Raw genomic sequence first — 25,575 nt, forward strand, 5'->3', positions numbered from 1 at the left:
ACGGAACCATCTGGAGGCTGTGCCTTGAACGAAATCGTCTTTTTCATCAACAACGTGGTGATCGCCGGCAGCGTCTCCGGCTCGATCTATGCCATGGGCGCCGTGGGCGTGACGCTGATCTTCAGCATCATGCGCTTCGCCCACTTCGCCCATGGCGACATGATGACCTTCGGCGCCTTTATGGTGCTGCTACTGACCACGCTGTTCCCACAAGCCGGCGCGGCCATCGGCGTGCCCACACCGATCCTCATGATGCCTCTGGCCATGGCATTGACCGCGGGGCTGGCGGTCGGCATCGACCGCACTTTCTACAAGCCGCTGCGTGCCCACGGCGTCAAGCCCATCGTCATGGTAATCGCCTCGCTGGGCGTGACCCTGATGCTGCAGGGACTGATCCGGATATTTTCCGGCACCGGCGGCTCCAGCCTTTATGTGGATGACCGCAAGGAGATCTTTCGCCTGCCCATCCCCATCGAGGGAGTACGGGTACCGGTGGTGATCACCGAACCCCAGCTCTACCTGTTCGCCCTGACGCTCATCAGTGTGGTGGCGCTGCACTTTTTCCTCAGCCGTTCGCGGCTGGGCAAGGCCATGCGCGCCATGTCCGACAACCCCGATCTGGCCCAGGCCTCGGGCATCAACACCAACACCATTGTGGCGGTGACCTGGATACTCGCCGGCGGCCTGGCCGCCATCGCCGGCACCCTGTTGTCGCTGGACGTGACCTTCAAGCCTGATCTCAGCTTCTTCCTGCTGCTGCCGATCTTCGCCGCAGCCATCGTCGGCGGCGTGGGCCACCCCTTCGGCGCCATCGCCGGCGGCTTCGTGGTCGGCTTCGCCGAGTCGCTGGCCGTCTTCAATTGGAGCCTGCTGCTCCGCCCCTTCCGCGACAGCCTGCCGGAGTGGCTCGATTTACCGCAAAACCTGGCCTTCGTCGGCACCGAATACAAGATCGTGGTGCCCTTCTTCATCCTCGTTGCCATCCTGGTGTGGCGCCCCACAGGCATCTTCAAGGGCAAGGTGATCACATGACAGAACCACAACGCTCCGATACCGTCGCCGCGCCACGTCGCTTCCCGCTGCGCGAGCTGATCCTCTTACTCGGGTTGCTGGCCGTGGTGTTGGTGGTCTATGCCGCCATGGGGCCCGCCTACGGCACCCGCATGCTGGTGGAGTCGGCCTGCTACGCCATCCTGGCCCTGGGGCTGACCATCCAGTGGGGCTACGCCGGGCAGTTCAACGCCGGCGTCATGGGTTTCGTGGCCCTCGGCGGCTTCTGTGCCATGTTCTTCAGCATTCCGGTCAACGATGCCTTCTGGAACAGCGAGCTGCCCGGCGAGCTGGGGCTGGCACTGCTCTACATGGCCGGCGCCATCGTCCTGGTCGTCGCCGCCACCCGGCTCGACCGGATCGGCGTCCCCAGACTGCTGCGCACCGCCATCGCCGTGGTTCTCGGTGTGGTGCTCTACATGGCAGTGATCACCCACTTCCGCGAGGTCGCCGGCCAGATCGAATCACAGGCCGGCTTCATCGGCGGCATGGCCCTTCCCGTATGGTTCGGCTGGATCATCGGCGGCGCACTGGCCGGCGGGGTCGGTTATTTCATCGGCCATGTCTGCCTGGGGCTGCGCAGCGACTATCTGGCCATCGCCACCATCGGCATCGCCGAGATCATCAAGGCCTTCCTCAAGAACGCCGACTGGCTGACCCGAGGTACGGCCACCGTCTCGCCCCTGCCATGGCCGGTTCCCGGTCCTTCCGAGGTGGGCTTCACCCTGGCGCGGGCCCTGTACCTGTCGGTCACCGCCGTGATCATCGCGGCGATCTTCTTCCTGCTGCACCGCGCCTACAACGCTCCCTGGGGGCGCATGATCCGCGCCATCCGCGACAATGAAGTCTCCGCCGCCGCCATGGGCAAGGACATCAACAAGCGCCGCCTGGAGATCTTCGTGCTGGGCTGCATCCTGATGGGCATCGGCGGCGCCGTGCTGGCCAGCTTCAACAGCATCTTCGATCCGCAGGGCTACCTGCCCCTGAACCACACCTTTCTGGTCCTGGTGATGGTGATTCTCGGCGGACCGGGCAACAACCTGGGCACCATCTTCGGTGCGGTCGCGGTCTACGTCATCTGGATCATGTCGGGACCGTTGGCACTCAGCCTGATGGAGTGGGCTGCCAACGCCGGTGCCGGGGTCTTCGGCTGGGACGTTCCTACCAATCTCGACAGCCGCGCCCTGCAGGCCAGGGTCTTCGTGATCGGCCTGCTGATCAGCCTGGTACTGCGTTTCGCGCCCAAGGGCATGCTGCCCGAGACAGTCAGGCACGTGGATTGAGTGAAGAGTGAGGAGTGAGGAGTGAGGAGTGAGGCGTAAGGAGTGAGGGGTAAGAAAGAAGGAGTAAGGTGCGAGGGGGAGCACACCTACCCCCTCACCGCCTTACTCCTTACTTATCCTTACCCTTTACGTATCAGGCGCGTCGTGGCGCTTACTCGTCTTCGCTGACGTACCCCTGGCTGGTGAAGGCTCCGTCTTCGACCACCATCTCCAGCACCACGCCCGGCACGTCACCGTTCTCGTCGAACTCGTGGGTGCCCGAGGCGCCCTCGTAGTTGATCTCGGTGCCAGCGGCGATCAGCTCCTTGGCCTTCTCCCACTCACCCGGCAGGATGACTTCGCCCGGCGCGGAGGCAACGCTGCGCAGCGCCTCGGAAAGCCCCTCGCGCTCGGCATTGCCGTTCTGCTCGATGGCCAGGCCCAGCAGGAAGGCTGCATCATAAGCCTGAGCGGCGAACACCGCGCTGGGATCGATCTCGGCGGCCTTGGCGGCTTCGTTGAAGATCTCGGTACCCGGCAGCTCCGGGCTACCCGGCCGCGTGGCGATCATGCCGTCGAGCACATCGGCGCCGATCGCCTTGATCAGGCTATCGCCGACCATGCCGTCGGCCCCGATGTACTGGGTGAACATGCCGCTTTCGTAGGCCTGACGCAGCACCGTCTGGCCCGAAGTATCGGCATAGGCCAGAACCACCAGGTTGGGCACACCAGTGGAAGAGAGCCGGCCCAGTTCGGAACGGTAGTCGGCGCGGTTGTCCTCGTGGGGCAGGTTCTCCGCCACCGTGCCACCGCCTTCCTTGAAGGCCGTGGTGAAGGCCTCGTCCAGGCCGCTGCCGTAGTCATTGTTGACGTAGGTGACCACGACCTCTTCGATGCCCTTGTCCAGCAGCAGCTTGGCCAGCATCTTGCCCTGGAAGGCATCCGAGGGCACCGTGCGGAAGACGAGGTCGTTATCGTCGATATCGGTCACTGCCGGTGCCGTGGAAGCCGGCGACACCATGGTCACACCGCCGGGCACCGCCGCGTTGTTGGCCGCCGCAACGGTGGCCCCGGTACACAGGGCCCCGACGATGGCCGTGACCTGCTCGGTATTGACCATGCGATCCGCCGCATTGGACGCCGCCGACGCATCGGAACAGGTCGTGTCCCCGGTGGGCATGGCGATGTCCTCGCCGTCCAGCAGCCCTCCCTGCTCATTGATCTGCTTCACCGCCAGCTGGGCGCCGTCGAAGATCGGCGGCGTCAGGCTCTCGATCCCCCCGGTGAAGCCACCGAGGAAGCCAATCTTCACCTCGGCCTGAGCCAGGCCGGCAAATGCCACGGAGGACGCCGCCACCGCCATCGCTAGAACGCGCTTCTTCATGATTGTTGGTCTCGCTTCTGGTTACACAGGATCACACCCCCTCAATCTGGAAGGTGAGACGATAAAAAACAAGCCGGTTCTGCCAACGTTCGGCACCACACGAGGATGTCGTCCTATACTGAGGTGCCACTCCCCCGCCGGGAACCACGCTTTTCGTTCACCTTCCGACCACCACGACCTACGGGAGCCCTTTCATGAGACGCACCGCGACCCCGACGCTCCGAGGCCTGCTGCTCGGCAGCCTGATGCTTGCCGGCTTCACCGGCACCGCCCTGGCCGATGAGCCCGGCGGTCACGGCATCGACTATCAGGTAGGCGACGAGGCCTTTACCGGCTATCTCGCCAGCGCCCCCGACGAAGCCCGAGGCACCGTGCTGATCGTCCACGACTGGGACGGCCTGACCGACTACGAACGTCAACGCGCCGACATGCTCGCCGCCCAGGGGTATGACGCCTTCGCCATCGACCTCTACGGCAAGGGCAATCGCCCCGTGGAAACCGACGCCAGGAAGGCCGAGACCGCACGGCTCTACGACGACCGCGAACGCATGCGTCGCCTGACCCTGGCCGGCCTGGAGGAAGCACGCCAGCAGGGTGTCGCGCGGCCGACCGTGGTGATGGGCTACTGCTTCGGCGGCGCCGTGGTGCTGGAACTGGCCCGCTCCGCACAGGCCGAGGACGTGCATGGCTACGCCACCTTCCACGGCGGCCTCGGCACACCGGAAGGACAGTCGTATGCCGCCGACACCCCGCCCATCCTGGTCGCCCATGGGGGCGCCGACACCGCCATCACCATGTCCGACGTCGCCTCCCTCGCCGAGGAGCTGGAAACCGCCGGCGTCACCTACGAGATCGAGGTCTACTCCGGCGCCCCCCATGCCTTCACCGTCATCGGCAGCGACCGCTACCAGGCACGTGCCGACGAGAAGTCCTGGGCGGCTTTCCATTCCCTGCTCGACGAAGCCCTGTAGCCAACGCAGTCCACAAGGACGCATTTCTGCAAGTTACGCGCGACTCCTTTCTGTAGAATCCCGCGCTCACCATTGAAATTCACTACCCAAGAGCGCCGATACAGAAAGGAGTCACCTCTTGTCCAATCACGACCCGGCCGCCAGCCCCAATCTCTGGCAGCGCATCCCCCTGTGGCAAAAGATCCTCGCCGGCCTGGTACTGGGCGTGCTGGCCGGCGCCCTGATGGGCGAACAGGCCAGCCTCTTCAAGCCCCTCGGCGATATCTTCATCAACGCCATCAAGATGCTGATCGTACCCTTGGTGTTCTCGACCCTGGTGGTCGGCATCACCGCCATGCGCGACCCGCAGAAGATGGGCCGCATCGGCCTGCGCACCATCGCCCTGTACCTGCTGACCACGGCCTTCGCCATCGCCATCGGCCTGCTCGCCTCCTGGATCTTCCAGCCCGGCGTGGGGCTGGACATGACCTTCGAGTCCGGCGTCGAACCCAAGGAAGCGCCCACCCTGGTGGAAATCCTGGTCGGCCTGGTGCCCCAGAATCCCATCGACGCCCTGGCCAACGGCAACATCCTGCAGATCATCGTCTTCGCCATCGGGCTCGGCATCTCGCTGACCCTGATCGGCGAGAAAGGCGAGCCCGTAGTGAAGGTGTTCGAAAGCTTCGCCGAGGCCATGGTCAAGCTGACCAATATCGTCATGGCCTTTGCGCCTTTCGGCGTCTTCGGGCTGATCGCCCATGTGGCGGGCAACTACGGGCTCGAGGTGTTGCTGCCACTGGCCAAGGTGATCGGCGTGGCCTACCTGGCCAGCGCGCTGCATATCTTGCTGGTCTATTCCGGTCTGCTGGCCTTGCTCGGTCGCCTCAACCCGCTGCGTTACCTGCAAGGCATCCTCGACGCCCTGGTGGTGGCCTACTCCTCGGCCTCCTCCTCCGGCACCCTGCCGGTCTCGCTGCGTTGCGCCCGCAACAACCTCGGCGTCTCGGAAGGGGTGGCCGGCTTCGTACTGCCGGTGGGCGCCACCATCAACATGGACGGTACCGCCATCTATCAGGGCGTGGTCGCGGTGTTCATCGCGCAGTTGCTGGGTGTCGACCTGAGTATGGCCGACTACGGCATGATCATCGTCACCGGCACCCTGGCTTCGATCGGCACCGCCGGCGTGCCCGGCGCGGGCCTGGTGATGCTGTCCATCGTCATGGCCCAGATCGGCCTGCCGCTTGAGGCCATTGCGGTGATTGCGGGTATCGATCGCATCCTCGACATGGCCCGCACCAGCGTCAACGTGGCCGGTGACCTGATGGTTACCACCCTGGTCGGCAAGAGCGAAGGCGAACTGGACGAGAGCGTCTACAACGCCAGAACCCAGCGCTGATTCCCTCCCCGACCGCCGGAAGCAGGAAGGCCGCCACCAGGCAACAGCCGTGGCGGCCTTTGCCATCGCGGCCTCGCCACCTGACGCTCACTCCGCACCGGGACGAGGCGCTCGACGCCAGGCCCCCAGCCGAGGCATCGGCTCGAGCTCGCCCTTGAGATACTGTTCGGTGGTCAGCAGGAACAGGCGCCGAAAAAGATCATGGATGGCCTCCTCCCGGCGCATCGCCAGCAACTCCGGATCATCGTCGCGCTCCAGATCGTCCTTCGGATACTCCCAGGCCATGCGCACCGAGCCCGAGCTGACATCGCAGATCTGCAGGATAGGATTCGTACCGCGAAACGCCGTCTTGATGTGATAGGCCATGTCACTCTCCCTCGCGTTGCCCGCTCTCCGGACCGATACCAATCAGCCCTATGAATGATAACAATTATCATTTTTAAGCTTGGCCAGGGTGCGACAATCTGTCAAGGCGGTCACGAACGAAGCGCGGCCTCCACGATCTCCCTCGCCTCCTCGCTCATCGGCAACGCCAGGGCCAGCTCGCGCGCCTGCGGTGACATCTTGCCCCACGTCTTGCGCACGATGCGGATCAGGTGATCGCGTTCCACCTGACGTGAGAAATCCGCGAAATAGTTCTCCAGGAACACCAGACAGGCACAATCCTCCACCGCCTGGGTACCGGCATCGCGCCCCAGCCCCTGCTTGCGGATCATGCGCGCCACGCGCTCGGCGTCCTCCTCCTCGAAGCCAGCCTCGCACATCAGCTTCGCCGTGGTCTCGCCGGCCCGCTGCCCCTGGTCGCGCCGCCAGGTGAGATACCCCACGCGGCCCTCGGGATACGCATCGCGCGGCACTTCCCAGCGCTGCAGATGCTGGCCGCGCACCGCCAGGCGCACGAGCTCGTCGGGCGATGCCTCGAGACACTCCAGCCAGGCGCTCATACGCCCGGCGTGCCACAACTCCTTGGGCAAGGACTGCCCTTCGACCTCTACCCGGCGCGGATCCTCCGCGTGCAGGGCATCCAGAGCGTCGAGTGCCCGCTGATAGGCAGACGATGATGTCATGATGATCTCCAACTCAAGGCCTTATAGAAACGGTCGCCCCCATGTAAACACGCCGCGCCTGCCAGGGCACCGATTTGCAGGAAGCCCCATAGGGCGGTTAGGTTATTGCACGAACATTCAATAAAAGGATGCCTATGTTTTCACATCGCCCCGCCCTGTCGTCCACGCTCGCCCTGCTGGGCAGCGCCACCCTCATGGCACCGCTCGCCTCCCAGGCCGACGCGCTCGAACAGCAGCGCCAGGACCTCGAAGGCTTTCAGGTCATCGCCCATCGTGGTGCCAGCGGCCACGCGCCCGAACATACCTGGCCCGCCTACGACAAGGCACTGGCCATGGGCGCCGACTACCTCGAGCTGGACGTGCACATGAGCGCCGATGGACAACTGGTCGCCATCCACGACACCACCCTGGACCGCACCACGGACGCTCAGGGGCCGGTGAAGGAACGCCGCCTCGACGAACTCAAGACGCTGGACGCCGGCAGCTGGTTCAACGAGGCCCACCCCGAACGCGCCGACGACGCCTACGCCGGCGCCGAGATCCTCACCCTGGACGAAGTCATCGACCGCTACGGCCAGGATGTGCGCTACTACATCGAAACCAAATCTCCCGAGGATTACCCCGAGCTGCAGGACGCCCTGGTCAGCAAGGTCGAAGCCGAAGGCCTGGTACAATCGGGCTCGGTGATCATCCAGTCCTTCAGCCAGGCCAGCCTGAAGGAAGTGCACGACCTCAACCCCGACATCCCGCTGATCCAGCTGCTCTGGTACTCCCCCGGCGAAGACGGCGAGACGCTCGAAGAATGGACCGGCGTCACCCCCAGCCCGGAGAACATCACCGACGCCGACTTCCAGGCCATCGCCGACTACGCCACAGGCGTCGGCCCCAACTACCTCTACGACGGCCAGCCGGTGATCGACGCCGACTTCATCGACCAGGCCCACGCCAACGACCTGCTGGTGCACATCTACACCATCAACGAGAAAGACCCGATGCGCCAACTGCTCGACTGGGGCGTCGACGGCCTCTTCACCAACTTCCCCGATCGGTTGAAGGACGTCAGGGGAGAGTGAGCTGCCTGGAAAGCAACGCACCCTCCAAGCCGCCCGCGAGGCGGCTTTTCCTTTTCTTGAACTGCCTGAGCGGCAGCGAACGCTAGCATGAGAGGGGCAAGCACGCTGTTTTCTTTCTGAGCTGCCTGGGCGGCAGCGAACGTCGACCTGCGCGTCGAGTACGTCAGCGTCATTTTCTGAGCTGCCTGGGCGGCAGCGAACTCATCGCCACCCAGGTCACCGGTGCTGAGGTCTTTCTGAGCTGCCTGGGCGGCAGCGAACTAGAGCTTATCACAGCTAACCAACTGATTGTTAAAGAGCATCCCTGCAAAGAAAGCGCCACACCCTTTTCCAGGAAGTGGCGTTAACTTATTGATTTTCTATGCCTCAGCAGAGGGTTCTCGAAAAAGGGTCAAAACCAAGGCACGGTCGCTTCACGGCTCAAGCCATAATGATTGAAGCGTCCGGTCGTCGGTTCCGCTTGCAGATTTCCATGCTCAATGAACAGTGCAAAGCGCTGGCCGCTTGAGCGGCTGTTCACCTGCACGAACGGCAGTGAAATCTTTCGTTCAGCGGGTGCCGACATGCATTGGCGCGCCTCTTCTTCGCTGATGTCGTGGCGACGCGCGTAGCGCTTGACCCGGCTTGGACCACCCGTATTGAACTGCCGGCGCACCACGCAACGGTGACTCGCTTCCTCCGGAATCGGCGCAATGTCCGACAACGCTACGTGGTCACGCATACCCGCCAACCAGGAGAGTGCCATGAGTTCTTCGAGCCGACTCTGCTGAGCGTGCAGTCGTAACCGGCCCCCCGGTGTGCGTGCTCGCACGCCGGTCTTGTGATCGGGCAGGCTAACGCCGATGTCATCGGCCTGCAGATCGTAAAGCGCCCGGTGGAGCTTGCTGTAGAGTGCATTCATCAGCATTGCCGCCGGAAACTCGGGGTCAGGGCGTAGCCGAATATCGAGATAATGATCCATGGCTTACCCCGCTTCGCCGAAGACACCACCGCGAATCAAGGTCGCCATCACGAAGTGCTGTTGCTCCGTGTTCGGTACTTGGTCCTTGAGCATCCAGTTATCCAACAGCGAGTAGAAATCCACCTTCTGCTTGGGCTGGCGGTAGGCTGTGCCTTGAGTTGTCACGGAGCCATAAGGTTCGACGGCGATGGGACCAAGATCGCTGCCATCTGCCGGCGCCGGATACCAGGTATCGATGGTGCGGATGGCATTACCGAGCTTCTGTGTATGTATCGCCGCGATGTCTTGCTCTCCCACTTTTACTGTGTATAGAGTCTTACTCTTCTTAATGGCTTTTCCGTTCACAGTCCTTGTCTGGCTCTGGTCAACGATCAGTTCCTGAGAAGGGAAGACCTCCTGCCCGTTACCCACATGCGAAAAGGCAATGACTTCCAGGATCAAATGACGCTCGCCCGCGAGAGCGTCTGCAATATCCTGCGCCAGCTCCGAAGTCTGCGTATCACTGTCAAAGCCGCGGAGCGACAAACTCAGTGCATCGAATGTCCATTCTTTGGCGACGTGGCCCTTTTCCATGCGCCGAATGCGCACCTCGACTTGCTCGGCGCCGACACGGTTACGCCACAAAAATCGCCCATTCGCCAGATTATGGGCATAACGCCGGGCCAGTTCCCCAAACCCGTGCGTCTTCACATAGTCCGCAACGGCCTGTTGCAACTTGGCTTGATAGTCGGCGTTGTTGCACGCCGACGGGATACCAGCGCCGCCAAGCACCCGCAATGTGAAACGTGCCATCAGCGTGTCAGTGTTATGGGGCAAAGTGGCGACATCGACAGTCTGGAGGTTGGGCTTCTCGATTGCGGCATCAAGTTTCGCCGGGTCTTTATGCTCCTTGCTAGTATCCTTGAGGCGATTGGAGATCGTGCCGCGCACCGACTTTTCACGAATCGTCAACGCCTGCCAGTCTTCCAGCGCATCACGCTGCGACCATTGCCCGGCATAGAGCAATGCATCGGAGGGGTCTAGCTTGCGTTCGAAAGCAAGAACGGAAGCGGTTTTAAGTGCGTCGTCTTTCTTAGCCATCTTTCAGCTCCTGGTCATTAGGTGCGCTGGGCACGCTGGATATAGTCATTATTGAGGCGATACAAACCGGCATCGAGATCGTTATCGACATACCAGAGCAAATCCTCAGGGGACGTCAAACGATGAGGACTAACCCACTCGCCAATGGAGTAAATGCTTTCCACAAAACGGAACGGAACTTGCGTATCTCTTGCATTCGCCACGCTACCCGGTTCGAACTGCTTCGAGATCGCGGCATAGCCCACCGGGATCGGAACCAGCCATCCCGGGTAAGGACGCCGTACTTCCCAACGCAACTCGCCACTTTCGGAGTCGACCTGGCATTGATAGTTGAGACGCGAAAGGTCAAGCCAGGCATCCAGCGCTGTCGCGTTTTCGTCTTCAGCTTGTAGAGTACGGGAGTGTTCAGCAAGACGATCATCTCGTAATACCAGGGCGAAGCCTGGCAACCAACGGCGTTTCAAGCGCTTAAAGTGTTTTTCGCGTTCACTGGAATCATCGTCTAGAGCAATCCACGTGGGACGTTGCCGGTCAGGTGAAACCCGAGGGTTCGGCATCACACTGCCACCCGCGATGCGCATCCCGGAAACGATATCTCCTGTCTCTTGAGCGATATGCTGGCGCTGTTCGTCCGAAGCCTTGGCATCGATAGCGAATATCAGGGTAATATCCAGGTGCATACGCCCTTCCTCAACAAAAGAAGGCGTCGTAACGCTGCCATCCGTATTGATTTTCTTTTTCTCAGCATATGTTGAAAGAGGATTACGCGTGAGGTGAAAGGCTCGGGGATAGCCACCCTCGGTCGCTTGCGCCTCGACGTCATGGCACACCACACCGACACGCTCCAACGATACGTTAATATCCGCTGCAGCCAACTTGCGCTCCAATGCATGCATCATGCCCACAAAAGCACTCATGGCCGGGAACCCCCACGTCATAGGACTCGAAATCGCATTAGCGCTTTGTACACGGAGACGCGGCAGTACCAGAAGATTATTAACCTTGCTCATCACCTTCCTCCTGCCAATCGTCGATACTTTCCAGGTCGTCCATCAAGGCTTCCATCCAACGGCGGTCGCTATCCAACAAGCGTTGCTGATTGGCATCCCGGGAAAGTTCCTTGTGCCAGTGGCGAAATTCCACATCGCCCAAAGGCAACTTTCCGCCAAGCGCCTTATTGAGCCAATTGGCGAATCGTCGCCTAACCTCGCCAGGCCAGTCGGTATTATTACGCGCTTCACGAAAGTCGCTATCGTCCTGTGCGCGGCCAGGATCAAGCCAGAAAGCTTCTTCCATCGACAGGCGACAGTTTTCGTCAGCACTCCAGCCCGGCGAGAGCTCATGCATCTGCATCGTAAACAACGCGAGCTCATCCAGGATCATCGCAGTGTAGTCATCGCGCAGATCACGGGTATGCATATCCGTATTGGGGGCGGCTTCAAGAAAGTGCTTCAGGTCACCGACCAACGACCGCACTTCCTTTCGTCGACCAAATATACCGGGTTCGTCTAGTACCGAATCTACCTTTAGCGGCGGACGTATATCGCGTACATTCCAGCGGGGTGGCAACGAGGCCAGCAAGTAATTATTTCCGCCCCTCTCGCTATTCAATTGCGAAATATTCTGTGGCTTTGTGCCGCCCATTTTTTGTGCGGCCATATTGGGGTAATCATGAACTTCTTGTTCGCCAGCACGACCCTCGCGCTTTGCCTTGCGAGCCTCCTTGGCCATATCGCTGAAACGATCATGATTGATTGCCTGAAAGACTCGGTGCGCCAGCGAGGTCGCATAGAGCGGCGCCAATAGGTGGAATTCCTCATTATCGACCGCATCTTCGCCTGTCAGCCAATACACCTGCTTGGCACGGGTATGAGAAGCATGCTCACCGCGAGGCTCGGTAATGGCAGAAAAGGACTGCATCCAGACTTGTGACTGCTCAGGAGTATCGCTCAAGGCACGCGCCAGCTCAGCATCGTCCTCAAGCACCCGCTCCAGCAATGATGTGCCGTCGTACTCGATCTTCAAGAATTTATATACATCGAGAGCCGCGGCATTGCCCACGACATCGCCGTCGAAGTCTATTGGCAACACATGACTTCCCACCACGGAATGCTTGTCAAGAGACTCAGGGGGTGCATATAGGTTAGAGCCCTTGGCATCCGGATGAATGGGTTTTAGGGAGTGGGTCACGACTTGAAGCTGACTGACACGCCGAGCGGCATCCTCAAGCCAGGCATCACGCTGAAACTGTTCAACCAACGCTTGGTACTTGGAACCATCGGGAGCCAGCTTTTCCGCTTTGGCATCGAAGCGTTCCTTTATGAAGCGCTCGATGACCTCGCGTATGCCTGCTGCTTGTTGTGTCATTTCCATAGATCACCTTAATCGACACACTCATTGAATGAATAATAATTTACCGTTCACCTTATATTGCTTTATTTACCAATTCACTCACCTCTTTTTCACAAACCCCAACAAGGGGTGGTAGCACCATCCATGCGTGCTTTCGGGTGCGCTGACGATGCCAAACGTTCGTGCAGCTCGATCAAGCGAGATATCCAGATCCTCGGCGAGGTCGGCAAGCGCCGTCAGGTAGTCGTCGGCTCCCCAGGGTTGAATCCGGTCACCTTGCTCTGACGCCAGATCGACTCGCGTCAGCAGGCTTTCTTCCACCTCCACGTAAAGCGTTTCGCCACGCTTGGTACCGTCCTCAACCCGGTGCAGCGTCCAGGTTTCACCGCCCTCGTCGGGCAACAGGGCCAAGTCCACATCCGTCTGTGTTTGCTGACGGAATGGCTGACGCTGTATCAATACGCCGGTCAAATGCATGCGCGGTACGACATACCAGCTATAAGCCCCCAGTGGCGATAATGGCGGCTTTTTTCCCAACCTGAGTTCTTTCTTGGTCAATGGTGAAGCGGGTTGCTCGATCATCTGCGTTGTCAGACGTTGATGCTCCAGATCCACCAGGCTGTCACGCGGCTGCAAGGTCTCATGCGCCAGCACACGCGGCCGAGCATCGATGACCTGATAGTCTTCCGGCGCAAGCAATGCATTCAGCGAATGGCTATTGAGTCGCCAGGATTCGTCCGTCTCGAACCCCGGGCGCTGGAAGGCGAGGCGCCCGGGGTCTTCCAGATGTTTGAGGTTGGTCTCCAGGAGTTGGATATTCGGCGTATCGCAACGCTTTTCGCGATGCCGCCAGACACGCCCGGCCAGTTGAATGATCGAGCGCATGGAAGAGGGCTCGACAATCGCCCAGTCGTAATCGTGGTCACGACCGACTTCGGTTACCGGCGAGCCTAGAACGATAAATAACTGATCGCTCTCTTCGCTGCTATCCAGCAAGCGACGTATATCCGGTTGTTGAAACACGCGTTCTGGTTCGCCCTCTTTGGGCTCATGGCGCTGCAGTGTTTTATCTAGCCGGCGTTCGATCGCCGAGCGCATGACGAGCGGATGACGGGAGTGATAGACACACAGATGAATCCGCTGGCCATCGAGGGCGCCCAACTGGAACAGTTCAGTGGCGACATCCACCAGAGGGTCGATATTGGCCATGCGTATCAGGCCAAAGCTCACGCGTTTGCCCGTTATCGGGTCGCAAGAATGGTGACGCTCGTGCAGCTGGCCAGCTTGGTCACGTAGCAATCCGGCCAGGCCAGCGCGAATCTCTTCCGGTCGTTTTCCCAGAGACGGCATGGGGATGAGCTCCCCTCGCCGACGCACAGGGCTATCGGCCAAGCGCTTGAGCCGACGCTCAGCAAAAGCGGCATGCGCGGCGCTGAATGCGTCACCATCGGCACAGTCATGATGCTGGCGATCATTCTCATCGAACCACGCGCAACAGATATCCACCGGCAAACCCGGCTCTCCGCGATGGCGTTGGTACGCTTCACGCCCACTGCGGTAGGCATCGTACAAGCCTCGCACCAGAGCGGGAGGCAAGGTGGCCGATGACAGCAACACGCGCGAGCCCAGCAGCCCCGCCCAATGGACCAAGCGTGTTAGCGCAGGCAGATCGTTGATATCGAAGTCGTCGATTTCATCGAGCACCAGGTCGCTGCTCATCAGGCGCAACATGGGGATAATCTGCTGGCCCCCTCGCGTGCTTTCGGTCGCCGGCACCAAGTGATCCACGGTGCATACCAGAATAGGGGCGGCAACCAGTGAGCGCGTTCCCGGCTCATCTCCCAGACGTTTAAGCAGCGGATGACCCTCGAAATTGCCCTCGAACACGACGTGGGCATCTTCATCGATCAGTCCCTGACGAGAGGCGGAGCCGCTGGCCTCGGCTTCACGTTCGTAGTGATCGAAAAGCGCTTTGTTGGCACTGCCACCGACCCTCACCGCGAGTTCGTCTTCTCCCAGGTTGAGGCGTTCACGCAAGGCTTGACCGGTTTGCAAGGTGAGCGTGCGGAGTCCCAGCGCGATACAAAAGCGTGCACCCTGCTCCGGGTCGGCCAGCGCATACAGGATACGTCCGTTGGCCAGCGTCTTACCGCAGCCCGTGGAGGCCATGTTGACTCCGAAAAAACCTTGGCGCTGGCTGCGTTCACGCAGCGACTGGGCAAGATCGAACGCCTTGTCCTGCCAGCGGAAACGCACATGGTTACTACGTTTGCGAAAGCCTTTATGTCGGGCCAGGCGAGGCAGGTGGCTATCAACACTGGGGAGCGCCCGCGCCACCACTGCCGCATGTTTCTCGACACCCAGAATGTGCTCATCCAGCAATTGATTCGGTTGCCCTGTCTTGCGCACGGTATTGGCTACCAGCGGATACTGAGGCTCACCGGGCACACGGTGCACAGGGTCCTCGAGGCTAGAATAGTGATGATCGGCAAGCATCAGGCACAAGCGGGAAAGGTGCATGACATAAGGACTATCGAGCCAGTTGGTGTCGCCGCAAAGACGTGTCAAAAGGCGTTTCGCTTGCTTGGCCGCCCGCTCCTGCCAACGCCGTGTTTCCACCGGTAAGCCATGCTCGAATTGCCAATAGGGCGTGATACGTGCCGACTCTTGTGTTGCGGGAATTTCATTCCACTGCGCATCGATGAGCCCTAGCAGATCATCCAACTGCTCCATTTGTAGCGTGACATTACGGCTCCCCCAGCGGGCCGCCATGTCCGAAGTGTCGTCGGGAGGTTTGAGAGGTAAACGATGGTGGCTAATGACCAGCCAGCCAAGTGCGGCCGCTAACGGCGGCAATCGGCGGAATACAGCAGAAGGATTGGCATCTAGCCCATCGTGCTCCAACTCCTTTAGCCAGTCTTGCGTTTGATAGCGGCCTTCGGCGAGCCGCGTTAACCAGGCCACGTCATCGTCATCACCGACGAAGGCCTGGAAAAGGCGCAGCGACACCCACTCATGGCGATACAAGTTGCGCCCTTCCAGCTTGCCTTGCAGGCGTTGCTGGAAGGCTACGGACGCTTTCCCCAAGTCGTGCAGTAGTGCCGCCATGGACGCCAGCAGACGTATATCCTCGCCACTATGCCAGTCGTTTTCGTCTTCACGACGAAGGATATCCCGCGACGTCGTATTGGTGGGCACCGCTCCTTGCAGGTTGAAGCGCTTGGCATCACCTACCACCCACACCAGTTCACTGTGGTCGTGACCACGAATCCAGTGACACGCCACGGCGGTATTTTTGCGGGCCGTCTTGCGCAACAACTTCCGGAGGGTGTCGAGCCCCTCAAGTGTGATGGGGGTTTGCCAGGTGCGCTCCCCTCGGCGCTCGGCAAATTGATCCAGAATGCGCCGAGTTTCCTTGAGGGCATTCTTGTGACATTGAGAGACCAACAGCACATTCATGCGCCAGGCCCTCCGAGGTCCAGAGCCACGGCTTTTAGCGTATCGATCATGAAATCGAGAGATTCGGTGCGCGTCAGCCGTTCGATACAGGCCTGACGGAACTCCTGCTCTTCGTCGCCCCGCATGGCTGACAAAAACGCTTGCGGAAGAATGATGGCGTCCTTGACCAAGTCAGCGACATCGAAGACCAGCCCACCCCGGCGGGTCTTGCCATGCAGCACCGCCAAGCCATGAGGAATCCCCAATACCCATGTCGCGGTTGCCGCTAACCCATAGGCTAGGTAGTTGCCATGGTCGAGAAACCGGTTGGCAGGGTCGGTTCCGCTACCTCGTTTGGCACGCGTGAATTCGCCGTAACTCACCGCTTGCGTCGCCACTTTGAACAGCATCTTGGTCAAACGCGCTTCGAGGGTCAGCAATTCGACCGTATCGGCCGCATTGGCAATCGCGTTTCTATGCTGTGCCAATACATCACTCAGGTGCTGTGCGGATATTTCAAAGCCCGCTTCCTTGAGAGGTCGACTTTGCCATAGTGTCTCGATACGCGATAACCGAGCCATCTGGAAGGCGCGGGCAGCCTCTAGACGCTTTTCGTCGTCAAACCAGAAGCGCACCCAGTGCTGCAGATATTCAGTCGGTCGATATTCGCTCTGCGGTGTTAGCCAGGCAACATCGACATCCACTTCGTTGGCCGCGAAAAGTGGCGTTCCGCCACCTCCGCAGAAACCAACCAGTACTCCTGCCTTGGCTAGTTCGCGCATCGCGGCTTGGGTAATCGAGGTTCCCGTGCCCAGTAATAATGAAGTGGTGTTGGCAATGGGAATGTTCCAGTAACGCGACTCCTTGCCCTCGTCGGTCACATACTCGACACGGCCACCATTCACCAACACGCGACAATGCTGGAGGTAGTACAGGTTCGCACGCTTCGAGTGCAGAATCGTCTTGAGATCCGATGGAGAAAGGTCATCCATGCTGTTGCCCTTACTGCCCTGTCGTCCTCCCCATCCAAGCACGCCCTTTCTATCCCCGCCACCCATGGACATCCATCCACGATACTCTTCAACCCGGCTACAATTCGGGGCATGATCGTCGGGTTGAATATGGCAACCAAGGATGGAGGCCGTCATGAGTGCGCACACGCCCCTTGCCTGGGACACCCTGGCACGCTATCGGCTGATCGAGATTCTGGCGCTGTGGGAAGGCCGGGTCGTGGCCGGTCAGATCGGTGAGGCGTTCGGGATCGGTCGCCAGCAGGCGCAGAAGGTGCTGCGTCGCTACCGGGACCTGGCCCCGGAGAACCTGACGTACGACGATACCCGCCACGGTTTCCTGCCGAGCCTCGATTTCCTGCCTCGCTTCACCCAGGGCCGGGTCGATGAGTACCTACACCTGCTGAATGCCCACGATACGCTGGGGTCGCCTTTCGCCGGCCTCGGCATGGGGGCGGCGAACACCGAGTCGTTGCCGATGCCGAGCCGGGTGATATCCCCGCACGTAGTACGAGAGGTGGTCAAGGCGGCCCGGGAGGGGCGCCGGCTGGAGGCGACGTATGCGTCCTTCTCGAGCCCGGGGGGCGAGGATCGTATTCTCGTACCGCACACCCTGGTGTTCGCCGCCGGGCGCTGGCATGTGCGAGCCTACTGCGAGAAACATCGCAACTATCGGGATTTCGTGCTCAGCCGCTTTCGCGGCGTGCCGGAGGATGCAGGTCACATGCTCGGTGACCATGGTGCCGAGCACGACGAGCGCTGGCAGACCCGCGTGGCGGTACGCCTGATTCCCGATCGGCGTCTGCCCCGGGCTGAGCGTGACCTGCTGGCACAGGATTACGGCATGCACGACGGCGAGCTGGAGCTGCACTGTCGTGGTGCCCTGGCGCGCTATGCCCTGCGTGAACTGGGCGTCAACCCGCACCATGCGGAGGCCAACCCCCGCGCCCAGCAGATCGAGATTGCCAACCGCGAGTCTCTGGCCTCCTGGATTCTCTGGTCCTGAGCCCTGAGTCCTGATGTCAGGTCGGGGTCGGGCTTAAAAGGTATAGACCACGCCGGCCGTCACCATGTCCAGCTTGCCGATCTCGTCGGTATCGAGGCGCTCGAGCTCCAGGCGACCGGTCAACCCGAGCAGGCCGAACCGCGCACCCACGCCGTAGACGGGGTCGGTGCCGGAGAGATCAGCGCCGATGCCACGGCCGCGACGCTCGGCATCCCAGTCGGCCATGCCGGCCTTGGCATAGAGGCCCAGCGGCCCGAGGCTCCAGCCCAGCACGCCGGTGGCCTGCACGCTCTCGACATCGAGACTGGCCGACTGGCCATTCGCCTCGCCCTCGAGGGTGTCGGCATTGACGTAGGCCAGCTCCGCGCCCACGTCCAGGAAAGGCAACCAGCCAACGTTATAGCCACCCACCAGTTTCCAGTGCTCGGCCTCGTCGTCGAAATTGCCATCGCCATGGGTCTGGCCGACGCCGCCCCCGAGGTAGAGGCCGGTATCGCCGGTGGCCAAGGCATTGGGGGCCGCCAGGGCCAGCAGGCCGGCCACGCCCAGGGCGCCGAGCGTCGGCAATGCGCGTTCGAGAGACATTGCGTCATCCTTGCAGCAAGAGTGAGTGCCCAGTTTATCAGTCCACCCCGTCGAGGGGCCCATGGCAAAACGCCGCCGGCCCCTCGCGGGACCGGCGGCGTATCGCGGCGAGCCTCGGCCTTATCAGGCCGGTGGCTGCTCTGGACTGTCCGGCATATTGATATGGCCGGGCTCCAGCCGGTTGAGGTGCAGGAACTGCATGTGCCGTTCGTACTGGTCGAGCACATCCTCGATGACCTGTTCCTGGCTGTACCCCATCAGGTCATACCCCTGGCTACCTTCCAGCAAGTAGACCTCGACACGATAGTAGCGCTTGTCGGCCTGAGGCGTATGCATGGCGAAGCCTGGCGTGGGGAAGCCCTGACTCCACACCTGATAGGTGAAGTTCTGCTCGTCCTGCAGGTCGACGTTCAGGGACATGTAGTCATAGCCGTTCTGCACGCCCTGATTGACCTCCACCTCGACACCCTGCTCGCCCAGGGAGTCACGCACGGCCTCCAGCGCCGGCAGGCATGTCTCGTTCATGAAGCGCTTGGCCTGCTTCTCGTTGGGGAAACTCATGGATCGCTTGAGGCGGTGCTGCCAGTTATCGCGTCGGCCACGTTCGCCGCCGGTGCGACCGGACAGTTGGCCCGAGAGGCTGAGCAGGCGGCTGTCTTCCTTGAAGGCTTCCATTTTCAGTGCCTTGTGCAACCCGGCGATCATGAAGAACAGCACGATCGAGAAGGGCAGGCCGGTAATGACCACGGCGCTCTGCAAGGCACCCAGTCCCCCGGCGAGCAACAGGGAAAGCGTCAGCACCCCGATCACCATGGACCAGAGGATGCGCATCCAGATCGGGGCATCGGAATTGACGTTCTTCAAGATCGAGGTGAAGTTCGACAGCACCAGGGCACCGGAGTCACCCGAGGTGACGAAGAACACGATGGCCAGGATGCTGACCGCCATCGTCGTGACAATGGGGGCCGGATACTCCTCGAGGAACAGATAGATGCCGGCCGGCGGGTTCTCCATGATGCGCTGGCCGAAGTCCGTGGCACCGTTCATGGCCATGTCGATGGCGCTGTTACCCAGCAGAGACATCCACAGAATCATGAAGATGATCGGCAGTGTCAGCGTGCCCAGCACGAAGGTACGAATGGTGCGGCCACGCGAGATGCGCGCCAGGAAGAGACCGACGAAGGGCCCCCAGGCGATCCACCAGGCCCAGAAGAACAGCGTCCAGGCATTGAGCCAGCCTTCGGGCGGATCGAAGGCATAGGTGTTGAACGACATGCTGACGAAACCGGAGAGGTAATCGCCGATGTTCATCACCAACGCGTTGAGCAGGAAGATGGTCTTGCCGGCGAACAGCACGAACAGCAGCAACAGCACGGCCAGCAGAATGTTGAACTCCGAGAGCCGCCGAATGCCGCGCTCCACCCCGGTGACCGCCGAGATGGTGGCAAACAGCACGATCCCCAGCACCAGCACGACCTGGGTCCAGGTGCTTTCGGGAATGCCGAACATGTAGTCCAGCCCGAAGTTGAGCTGAATGACGCCGATCCCCAGGCTGGCCGCGATGCCGAATACCGTGCCGAGCACGGCCGCCGTGTCGACGACATGCCCGATGGCGCCGTAGATACGTTGCCCGAAGATCGGGTACAGGGCACTGCGAATGGTCAGCGGCAGGTTGTGGCGGTAGCTGAAGAAGGCCAGCGACATGCCCACCAGGGTGTAGATGCCCCAGCCGGACAGGCCCCAATGCAGAAAGGTCAACTGCATGGCGTGGCGTGCCGCGGCAACCTGTCCGTCGGGGGCTTCCGGCGCGTTGTAGAACTGGGTCACTGGCTCGGCCAGGGCAAAGAAGATGACCCCGATGCCGATGCCCGCCGAAAACAGCATGGCGGACCAGGAGAACAGATTGAAGTCGGGTCGCGAGTGCTCAGGGCCGAGGCGAATCTTGCCGTAGCGGGAAAAACCCAGATAGATCACAAAGCCCAGATAGATCACGACGGTCAAAAAGTAATACCAACCGAACGTCTGGGATATCCAGCCCAGTACGGCGCCGATCACGCCATTGGCCTGCTCGGTGGCCAGCATCGTCCACAGGGAAAAGACGACGATACCGACAACGGAGCTGTAGAAGACGACCGGATTGAGACGATCGCGCTCCTCGACCTCCTTGTGCGTATCCGTGGTCATAGGATGAACTCGTTTGGTGGAAAGATAAGGTAGTGACATGCGGAGTAATGATAGCCGCATGATCAGACTCTACCCGGCCAAAGGCGCTGCATCGCAACAATTTTCCCCGATGATGTCAACGCGGCGCCCCCGGCAAGGCAACGGCACCGTTTGGCCTCGCCTGTTATGTTATGTTATAACCCTGCGCCTTACCGGAGGTTCATCACCATGGCGCATCGCACTCACCGTCACCGCCCCGAGGGGCCGTGCCACTTTTCCCTGATGTCGCTGTCCGCGACGCGACGCCTGCTGCTCGCCGCGGCGCCACTGGTCCTGTTGTGGCTGGCGGTGGCCTGGGCACTCGGGGGAGCGGGCTGATGGCGCGTCTGCAGCTTCACGATCTGCAGTTGGCCCGAGGCGGACAGACGGTCCTCGAGCACCTGAACGGCCGTTTTCAGGATGGGGCGATCACCGCCCTGATCGGCGCCAATGGCGCCGGCAAGAGCACCTTGATCTCGGCGCTCATGGGGATGCTGCCGCCGGTGGCCGGCCGCGTGGAATGCAGCGTCTCGCGGGAGCGCTGCGCCTGGCTGCCCCAGCAGCTCGCTCTGGATCTGACGTTCCCGATGAGCGTCGAGGAGCTGATCATGACCGGCACCTGGCCGAGCCATGGCGCCCTGAAGGGATATTGCGCCGCGCATTATCGCCGGGGACGGGAGATCATGGCGCGGCTGGGCATCTCTCACCTGGCCCACCGTCAACTGGGCGAGCTCTCCGGCGGCCAGCGCCAGCGGGCCCTGATCGGCCGCACCCTGATGCAGGAGGCCGAGCTGCTGCTGCTCGACGAGCCCTTCGCCAATGTCGACGGTGAGACCGTCGAGGTGCTGATGGAGGTGCTGCGCGACATGGCCGCCGCCGGTGCCACCATCCTGGTGGTGCTGCACGACATGGAGCAGCTGTCTCGCCTGGCCGACGATGTCCTGCTGCTGGCCGGTGGCCATGGCCGCTGGGTGGGGCCCGAGGCCCTGCTCGACCATCACACGGGCCAGCCCGCTCGCGCGCCTCGCCTGCCCATCGACTTTTCGGACCTTCCCCATGCTGGCACTGCTTGACGCCTGGCTGATCGCCCCCTTCGAGTACGGTTTCATGAGCCGCGCCGTGGTCGCCGGCCTGGCCCTGTCGCTGGCCGCCCCGCCCCTGGGGGTCTTTCTGATGCTGCGCGGCATGAGCCTGATCGGCGATGCCATGTCCCACGCCATCCTGCCCGGCATCGCCCTGGGGTTTCTGTTCGCCGGTTTCTCGCTGCCGATCATGAGCCTCGGCGGCATTCTGTCGGGCATCCTGGTGGCCATACTCGCCGGCAGCGTCTCGCAGATGACCGGCCATCGCGAGGACTCGGCCATGGCCAGCTTCTTCCTGATCTCGCTGGCCGCCGGCGTCATGATGGTGTCACTAGGCGGCAGCAGCGTGGACCTGACCCATGTGCTGTTCGGCTCGATACTGGCCGTGGATACCACCGCCCTGCTGTTGATCGCCGGCATCGCTTCGCTGATCGTGCTGGCCCTGGCAGTGCTCTTCCGCGCCCTGGTGGTCGAGTGTCTCGATCCGCTGTTCCTGCGCGGGCAGGGCGTACGCGGCGGCCTGGTGCATGGCGTTTTCCTGGGCCTGGTGGTACTCAACCTGACCGCCGGCTTCCAGACCCTGGGCACCCTGATGGCGGTGGGTCTGATGATGCTGCCGGCCACCACCGCACGCTTCTGGAGCCAACGGCTGGAAGGCCTGATCGCCATCGCCATCGTCATCGCCCTGGTCGCCAACCTGGGCGGTCTACTGCTGTCGTATCACTTCAGCCTGCCCTCCGGCCCGGCGATCATCCTGCTGGCCGGCCTGGCGTACATTGTCTCGGCGCTGTTCGGCCGCCACCACAGCCTCATCGCTCGTCACCGGCGCCGTGCCGCACCGCTGGGCTCACCCACTCCTCACTGACTCTCCGGGAGATCCTCCGATGTCATCCATCACGTCCTTGAAGCACTACAGTGCGCTGGCCGTCGGCCTCTCCACCCTGCTGGCCGTGCCCGGTGCCCTGGCCGAGGATCGCGTGCAGGTCATCGCCAGCTTCAGCATCCTGGCCGACATGGTCGAACAGGTCGGCGGCGAACATGTCGAGGTCGACGCCCTGGTCGGCCCGGATGGCGATGCCCATGTCTATTCGCCACGTCCCATCGACGCGCGCAACCTGGCCGAGGCCGACCTGGTCGTGTTCAACGGCATGCACTTCGAAGGCTGGATGGAGCGCCTGCTCGGCGCCGGCGACTACGAGGGGCCAACGGTGGTCGCCACCGAAGGCATCGCGGATCAGGGCGGCACGGCCGCAGGCGACGACCATGGCCATGAGGCTCATGATCACGCGGTCCATGAACACGAGAGCCACGACCATGGTGAGCACGACCACGCTGAACATGATCACGCCAGCCATGACCATGACGAGCACGACCATGCCGGGCATGATCACGGCGGAGAAGACCCGCACGCCTGGCTGGACCCACGCCTCGGCAAGACGTATGTGACCAACATCCGCGACGGCCTGATCGCCGCCGACCCGGCCCACGAGGCCGACTACCGCGAACGCGCCCAGCGCTACCTCGCCGATATCGACGCTCTGGATACCAAGATCCGCGAGCAGATGGCGGCACTGCCCGAATCCACCAGCGTCATCACCGGCCACGACTCCTTCGGTTACTTCTCCCGCGCCTACGGCATCAGCTTCCTGTCGCCGGCCGGCCTGTCCACCGAGGCCGGCCCCAGCGCGGCACGCATGGCCGAACTGATCGAGGTGATCCGTGCCAACGATGTCCGTGCGCTGTTCCACGAGAACATGACCAGCTCAGCGCTCATCGATCAGTTGGCCGAGGAAACCGGCCGCCCGGTGGCCGGCACCCTCTACTCCGGCGCCCTGGCCCCCGAAGGCGAAGCCAGCACCTATCTCGGCATGATGCGTCACAACGCCCGCGTGCTGCACGACGCCCTGGCCAAGCCGGAAGCAGATGGCAAGTCAGGCACCGAGACGCAGCACGATCACGAGCACTGACTGACCGCCGAAGGAGCTCATGATCTCGCTGGATGCCAGCACGCCCTCACTCGCCCCCTGGCCCCCGAACCAGCACACGATGACAGAGGCCGGCTGGCCCATGGGCCAGCCGGCCCCAGGTGTCGGCGATATTCGGCAGAGTGCTAGACTTCTCATGAGTCAGTCTTTTCTGGAGCCTCCTAGTGCGCCTTAGCCACCAGCAACGTCATTGTATCCTCGACATTGCCAGACATCTGGTGGGTAGTGACGTGGATATTCGACTCTTTGGTTCCCGCCTCGATGAGACTCGGCGAGGTGGCGACCTGGACCTGTTGCTGGTTTCCTCCACGCCCATCCCGCTTCTGGCACGTGCCGAACTGAAGCAGGACCTGGAGACCAATCTACAGCTCCCTGTGGATATTCTAACTTATACACAAGGGGATGAGCCGACGCCCTTTCAAGCCATCGCCCTGCACCAGGCCCGCTCGATCAAGCTCGAGGATGCCGCATGAGCCAGGATATTCTCGATAGGCAACAACACCATCTGGCACAACTCCTGGAAGCCATTCAGCGTTGTGCCTGGTTCCTCCACCAATCCGAGGTCCGGGTCGCCTGGCCCCTCGAAGCCGCATGGCTCGAAGCACACAAGAAGGATATTGATCTCTTCGAGACACTCGCCGCCATCAACGAGCGATTCGCCAAATTACAGGATTCCCTGGCCTCCGCCATGCGACATAGCGCTCTTCTTGCGGGAGAGCCAAGTGATAACTTCTTAAAAGTCCTCGCCTTTTTCGAAAAGCAAGGGATCATCGACTCAACGGCCGACTGGCAACGCTGTCGCGCCATCCGCAACATGGCCGCGCATGAGTATGCCACCAACTACTCAGAGATTGCCGAGCATTTCAACTTGCTGCATGAGCTATCCCATATACTCTTTCATACGGCCCGACGTCTCCTTGCCTTGATCATCGATTGGCTCCAGATATCTCCCTCCAGCCAGGATTTCTCGGAAGAGTTCGAGCGCATCTTCGATTGATCGCCCAGGCACCGAACCAGCACATGATGACAGAGGCCGCCCGAAGGGGACGGCCTCTACGCTTTTGTCAGGGCTTGGGCTTGTCTCGCTGCTCGTGGCTCGTGGCTCGTGGCTCGTGGCTCGACACTGGCGACGCTAGTCGCCCTTGTCGGCCATCCGCGCAGCCTCGACCACTTCGATCCAGTAGCCGTCCACGTCCTTGACGAAGACCACATCCGGCATCTTGCCCTGGGCGGCACGCTTGATGAACTCGACCTCATTGGCATCGAACCACGCCTCGGCGGCATCCAGGTCCGGCACCGAGAAGCAGATGTGCCCGAACCCCTGGGGCTCGGCGTTGCCGTCGTGATAGGCGAAGTCCGCCTGATCCTCGGTCCCCCAGTTGTGGGTCAGCTCCAGCAGTCCTTTCTGGCTGAAGGTCCAGACGCTACGCTGCGCCTTGTCCTCCGGCACCGCATCGCCATTTTCTAGCTTGGCCAGAAAGTACAGGGAAAACTGCATCTCCTCGAAGTCCAGCCTGCGCAGTACCCGCATGCCGAAGACGCGCGAGTAGAAGTCCAGCGCCGCCTGCGGATCCTTGACCCGCAGCATGGTGTGATTCAGGCGGAAGCCTTCGGTCTCGGCGGCCGGTGCCTTCACGCCGGGATACTGCTCACCCTCAAAGCTCATGGCCCTCTCCTTTTCGCGTCGTGTGG

24 protein-coding genes are annotated in these 25,575 nt (G+C 61.6%); 12 read left to right on the forward strand and 12 right to left on the reverse strand.

Features of this window, described 5'->3' with window-relative positions:
• The first annotated feature begins 24 nt into the window (after positions 1 to 24).
• A complete protein-coding gene (locus RSO41_RS00540; protein WP_315616725.1) occupies positions 25 to 1,032 on the forward strand; it encodes a branched-chain amino acid ABC transporter permease in 1,008 nt (335 codons plus the stop codon).
• A complete protein-coding gene (locus RSO41_RS00545) occupies positions 1,029 to 2,333 on the forward strand; it encodes a branched-chain amino acid ABC transporter permease (protein WP_315616727.1) in 1,305 nt (434 codons plus the stop codon). The genes RSO41_RS00540 and RSO41_RS00545 overlap by 4 nt, the downstream gene beginning before the upstream one ends.
• A 151-nt stretch (positions 2,334 to 2,484) precedes the next feature.
• On the opposite strand, the gene RSO41_RS00550 is transcribed toward RSO41_RS00545, so the two are convergent.
• Positions 2,485 to 3,699 carry an ABC transporter substrate-binding protein gene (locus RSO41_RS00550; protein WP_315617579.1) on the reverse strand — a complete coding sequence of 405 codons (1,215 nt, stop codon included), beginning with the start codon at positions 3,697 to 3,699 and terminating at the stop codon, positions 2,485 to 2,487.
• Between the two features lie 191 nt (positions 3,700 to 3,890).
• On the opposite strand from RSO41_RS00550, the gene RSO41_RS00555 reads away from it, so the two are divergent.
• A complete protein-coding gene (locus RSO41_RS00555) occupies positions 3,891 to 4,667 on the forward strand; it encodes a dienelactone hydrolase family protein (protein ID WP_315616729.1) in 777 nt (258 codons plus the stop codon).
• A gap of 118 nt (positions 4,668 to 4,785) precedes the next feature.
• Positions 4,786 to 6,042: a dicarboxylate/amino acid:cation symporter gene (locus RSO41_RS00560; protein ID WP_315616731.1), complete on the forward strand. Its 1,257-nt coding sequence runs from the start codon at positions 4,786 to 4,788 to the stop codon at positions 6,040 to 6,042.
• 87 nt (positions 6,043 to 6,129) lie between these two features.
• On the opposite strand, the gene RSO41_RS00565 is transcribed toward RSO41_RS00560, so the two are convergent.
• On the reverse strand, positions 6,130 to 6,408 hold the full coding sequence (locus RSO41_RS00565) for a hypothetical protein (protein ID WP_315616733.1): 279 nt from the start codon (positions 6,406 to 6,408) through the stop codon (positions 6,130 to 6,132).
• Between the two features lie 110 nt (positions 6,409 to 6,518).
• Positions 6,519 to 7,109, reverse strand: coding sequence for a DUF4202 domain-containing protein (locus RSO41_RS00570; RefSeq protein WP_315616735.1), 591 nt, complete (start codon positions 7,107 to 7,109; stop codon positions 6,519 to 6,521).
• Between the two features lie 134 nt (positions 7,110 to 7,243).
• Between RSO41_RS00570 and RSO41_RS00575 the strand changes: the two genes are divergently transcribed.
• Positions 7,244 to 8,182, forward strand: a complete 939-nt coding sequence (locus tag RSO41_RS00575; protein ID WP_315616737.1) for a glycerophosphodiester phosphodiesterase — start codon at positions 7,244 to 7,246, stop codon at positions 8,180 to 8,182.
• Positions 8,183 to 8,573: 391 nt separating this feature from the next.
• Here the strand turns inward: RSO41_RS00575 and cas6f are convergent, their stop codons facing one another.
• From cas6f to cas1f, 6 genes are all read right to left on the reverse strand, one after another.
• Positions 8,574 to 9,143: a type I-F CRISPR-associated endoribonuclease Cas6/Csy4 gene (cas6f, locus tag RSO41_RS00580; RefSeq protein WP_315616739.1), complete on the reverse strand. Its 570-nt coding sequence runs from the start codon at positions 9,141 to 9,143 to the stop codon at positions 8,574 to 8,576.
• Between the two features lie 3 nt (positions 9,144 to 9,146).
• Positions 9,147 to 10,223, reverse strand: a complete 1,077-nt coding sequence (gene csy3 / locus RSO41_RS00585) for a type I-F CRISPR-associated protein Csy3 (protein ID WP_315616740.1) — start codon at positions 10,221 to 10,223, stop codon at positions 9,147 to 9,149.
• 17 nt (positions 10,224 to 10,240) lie between these two features.
• Positions 10,241 to 11,233 carry a type I-F CRISPR-associated protein Csy2 gene (gene csy2 / locus RSO41_RS00590; RefSeq protein WP_315616741.1) on the reverse strand — a complete coding sequence of 331 codons (993 nt, stop codon included), beginning with the start codon at positions 11,231 to 11,233 and terminating at the stop codon, positions 10,241 to 10,243.
• Positions 11,220 to 12,596 carry a type I-F CRISPR-associated protein Csy1 gene (gene csy1 / locus RSO41_RS00595; RefSeq protein WP_315616742.1) on the reverse strand — a complete coding sequence of 459 codons (1,377 nt, stop codon included), beginning with the start codon at positions 12,594 to 12,596 and terminating at the stop codon, positions 11,220 to 11,222. Before csy1 ends, csy2 begins: the two co-directional genes overlap by 14 nt.
• 78 nt (positions 12,597 to 12,674) lie before the next feature.
• Positions 12,675 to 16,034, reverse strand: a complete 3,360-nt coding sequence (gene cas3f / locus RSO41_RS00600; protein ID WP_315616744.1) for a type I-F CRISPR-associated helicase Cas3f — start codon at positions 16,032 to 16,034, stop codon at positions 12,675 to 12,677.
• A complete protein-coding gene (gene cas1f, locus RSO41_RS00605; RefSeq protein WP_315616746.1) occupies positions 16,031 to 17,005 on the reverse strand; it encodes a type I-F CRISPR-associated endonuclease Cas1f in 975 nt (324 codons plus the stop codon). Before cas1f ends, cas3f begins: the two co-directional genes overlap by 4 nt.
• Positions 17,006 to 17,159: 154 nt before the next feature.
• On the opposite strand from cas1f, the gene RSO41_RS00610 reads away from it, so the two are divergent.
• Positions 17,160 to 18,029 carry a WYL domain-containing protein gene (locus tag RSO41_RS00610; protein WP_315616748.1) on the forward strand — a complete coding sequence of 290 codons (870 nt, stop codon included), beginning with the start codon at positions 17,160 to 17,162 and terminating at the stop codon, positions 18,027 to 18,029.
• Between the two features lie 33 nt (positions 18,030 to 18,062).
• Here RSO41_RS00610 and RSO41_RS00615 read toward each other — a convergent pair whose 3' ends face one another.
• Positions 18,063 to 18,614, reverse strand: coding sequence for an outer membrane beta-barrel protein (locus tag RSO41_RS00615; protein ID WP_315616750.1), 552 nt, complete (start codon positions 18,612 to 18,614; stop codon positions 18,063 to 18,065).
• Positions 18,615 to 18,737: 123 nt separating this feature from the next.
• Positions 18,738 to 20,798, reverse strand: a complete 2,061-nt coding sequence (betT, locus tag RSO41_RS00620; protein ID WP_315616752.1) for a choline BCCT transporter BetT — start codon at positions 20,796 to 20,798, stop codon at positions 18,738 to 18,740.
• Between the two features lie 207 nt (positions 20,799 to 21,005).
• On the opposite strand from betT, the gene RSO41_RS00625 reads away from it, so the two are divergent.
• From RSO41_RS00625 to RSO41_RS00650, 6 genes are all read left to right on the forward strand, one after another.
• Positions 21,006 to 21,155, forward strand: coding sequence for a hypothetical protein (locus tag RSO41_RS00625; RefSeq protein ID WP_275288141.1), 150 nt, complete (start codon positions 21,006 to 21,008; stop codon positions 21,153 to 21,155).
• On the forward strand, positions 21,155 to 21,889 hold the full coding sequence (locus RSO41_RS00630) for an ABC transporter ATP-binding protein (protein WP_315616755.1): 735 nt from the start codon (positions 21,155 to 21,157) through the stop codon (positions 21,887 to 21,889). The genes RSO41_RS00625 and RSO41_RS00630 overlap by 1 nt, the downstream gene beginning before the upstream one ends.
• On the forward strand, positions 21,873 to 22,763 hold the full coding sequence (locus RSO41_RS00635) for a metal ABC transporter permease (RefSeq protein ID WP_315616757.1): 891 nt from the start codon (positions 21,873 to 21,875) through the stop codon (positions 22,761 to 22,763). The genes RSO41_RS00630 and RSO41_RS00635 overlap by 17 nt, the downstream gene beginning before the upstream one ends.
• 19 nt (positions 22,764 to 22,782) lie before the next feature.
• The gene (locus RSO41_RS00640; protein WP_315616759.1) at positions 22,783 to 23,865 is read left to right on the forward strand and encodes a metal ABC transporter solute-binding protein, Zn/Mn family; all 1,083 of its coding nucleotides are present in this window, start codon (positions 22,783 to 22,785) and stop codon (positions 23,863 to 23,865) included.
• Positions 23,866 to 24,047: 182 nt separating this feature from the next.
• On the forward strand, positions 24,048 to 24,356 hold the full coding sequence (locus RSO41_RS00645; RefSeq protein WP_315616761.1) for a nucleotidyltransferase domain-containing protein: 309 nt from the start codon (positions 24,048 to 24,050) through the stop codon (positions 24,354 to 24,356).
• Complete coding sequence (locus RSO41_RS00650) at positions 24,353 to 24,880, forward strand: hypothetical protein (protein WP_315616763.1); 528 nt, start codon at positions 24,353 to 24,355, stop codon at positions 24,878 to 24,880. The genes RSO41_RS00645 and RSO41_RS00650 overlap by 4 nt, the downstream gene beginning before the upstream one ends.
• A gap of 135 nt (positions 24,881 to 25,015) precedes the next feature.
• Here RSO41_RS00650 and gloA read toward each other — a convergent pair whose 3' ends face one another.
• Positions 25,016 to 25,549 carry a lactoylglutathione lyase gene (gene gloA, locus RSO41_RS00655; RefSeq protein WP_315616765.1) on the reverse strand — a complete coding sequence of 178 codons (534 nt, stop codon included), beginning with the start codon at positions 25,547 to 25,549 and terminating at the stop codon, positions 25,016 to 25,018.
• Positions 25,550 to 25,575: the final 26 nt, after the last annotated feature.

The organism is Halomonas sp. I1, from assembly GCF_032334135.1.
GTDB lineage: Bacteria > Pseudomonadota > Gammaproteobacteria > Pseudomonadales > Halomonadaceae > Halomonas.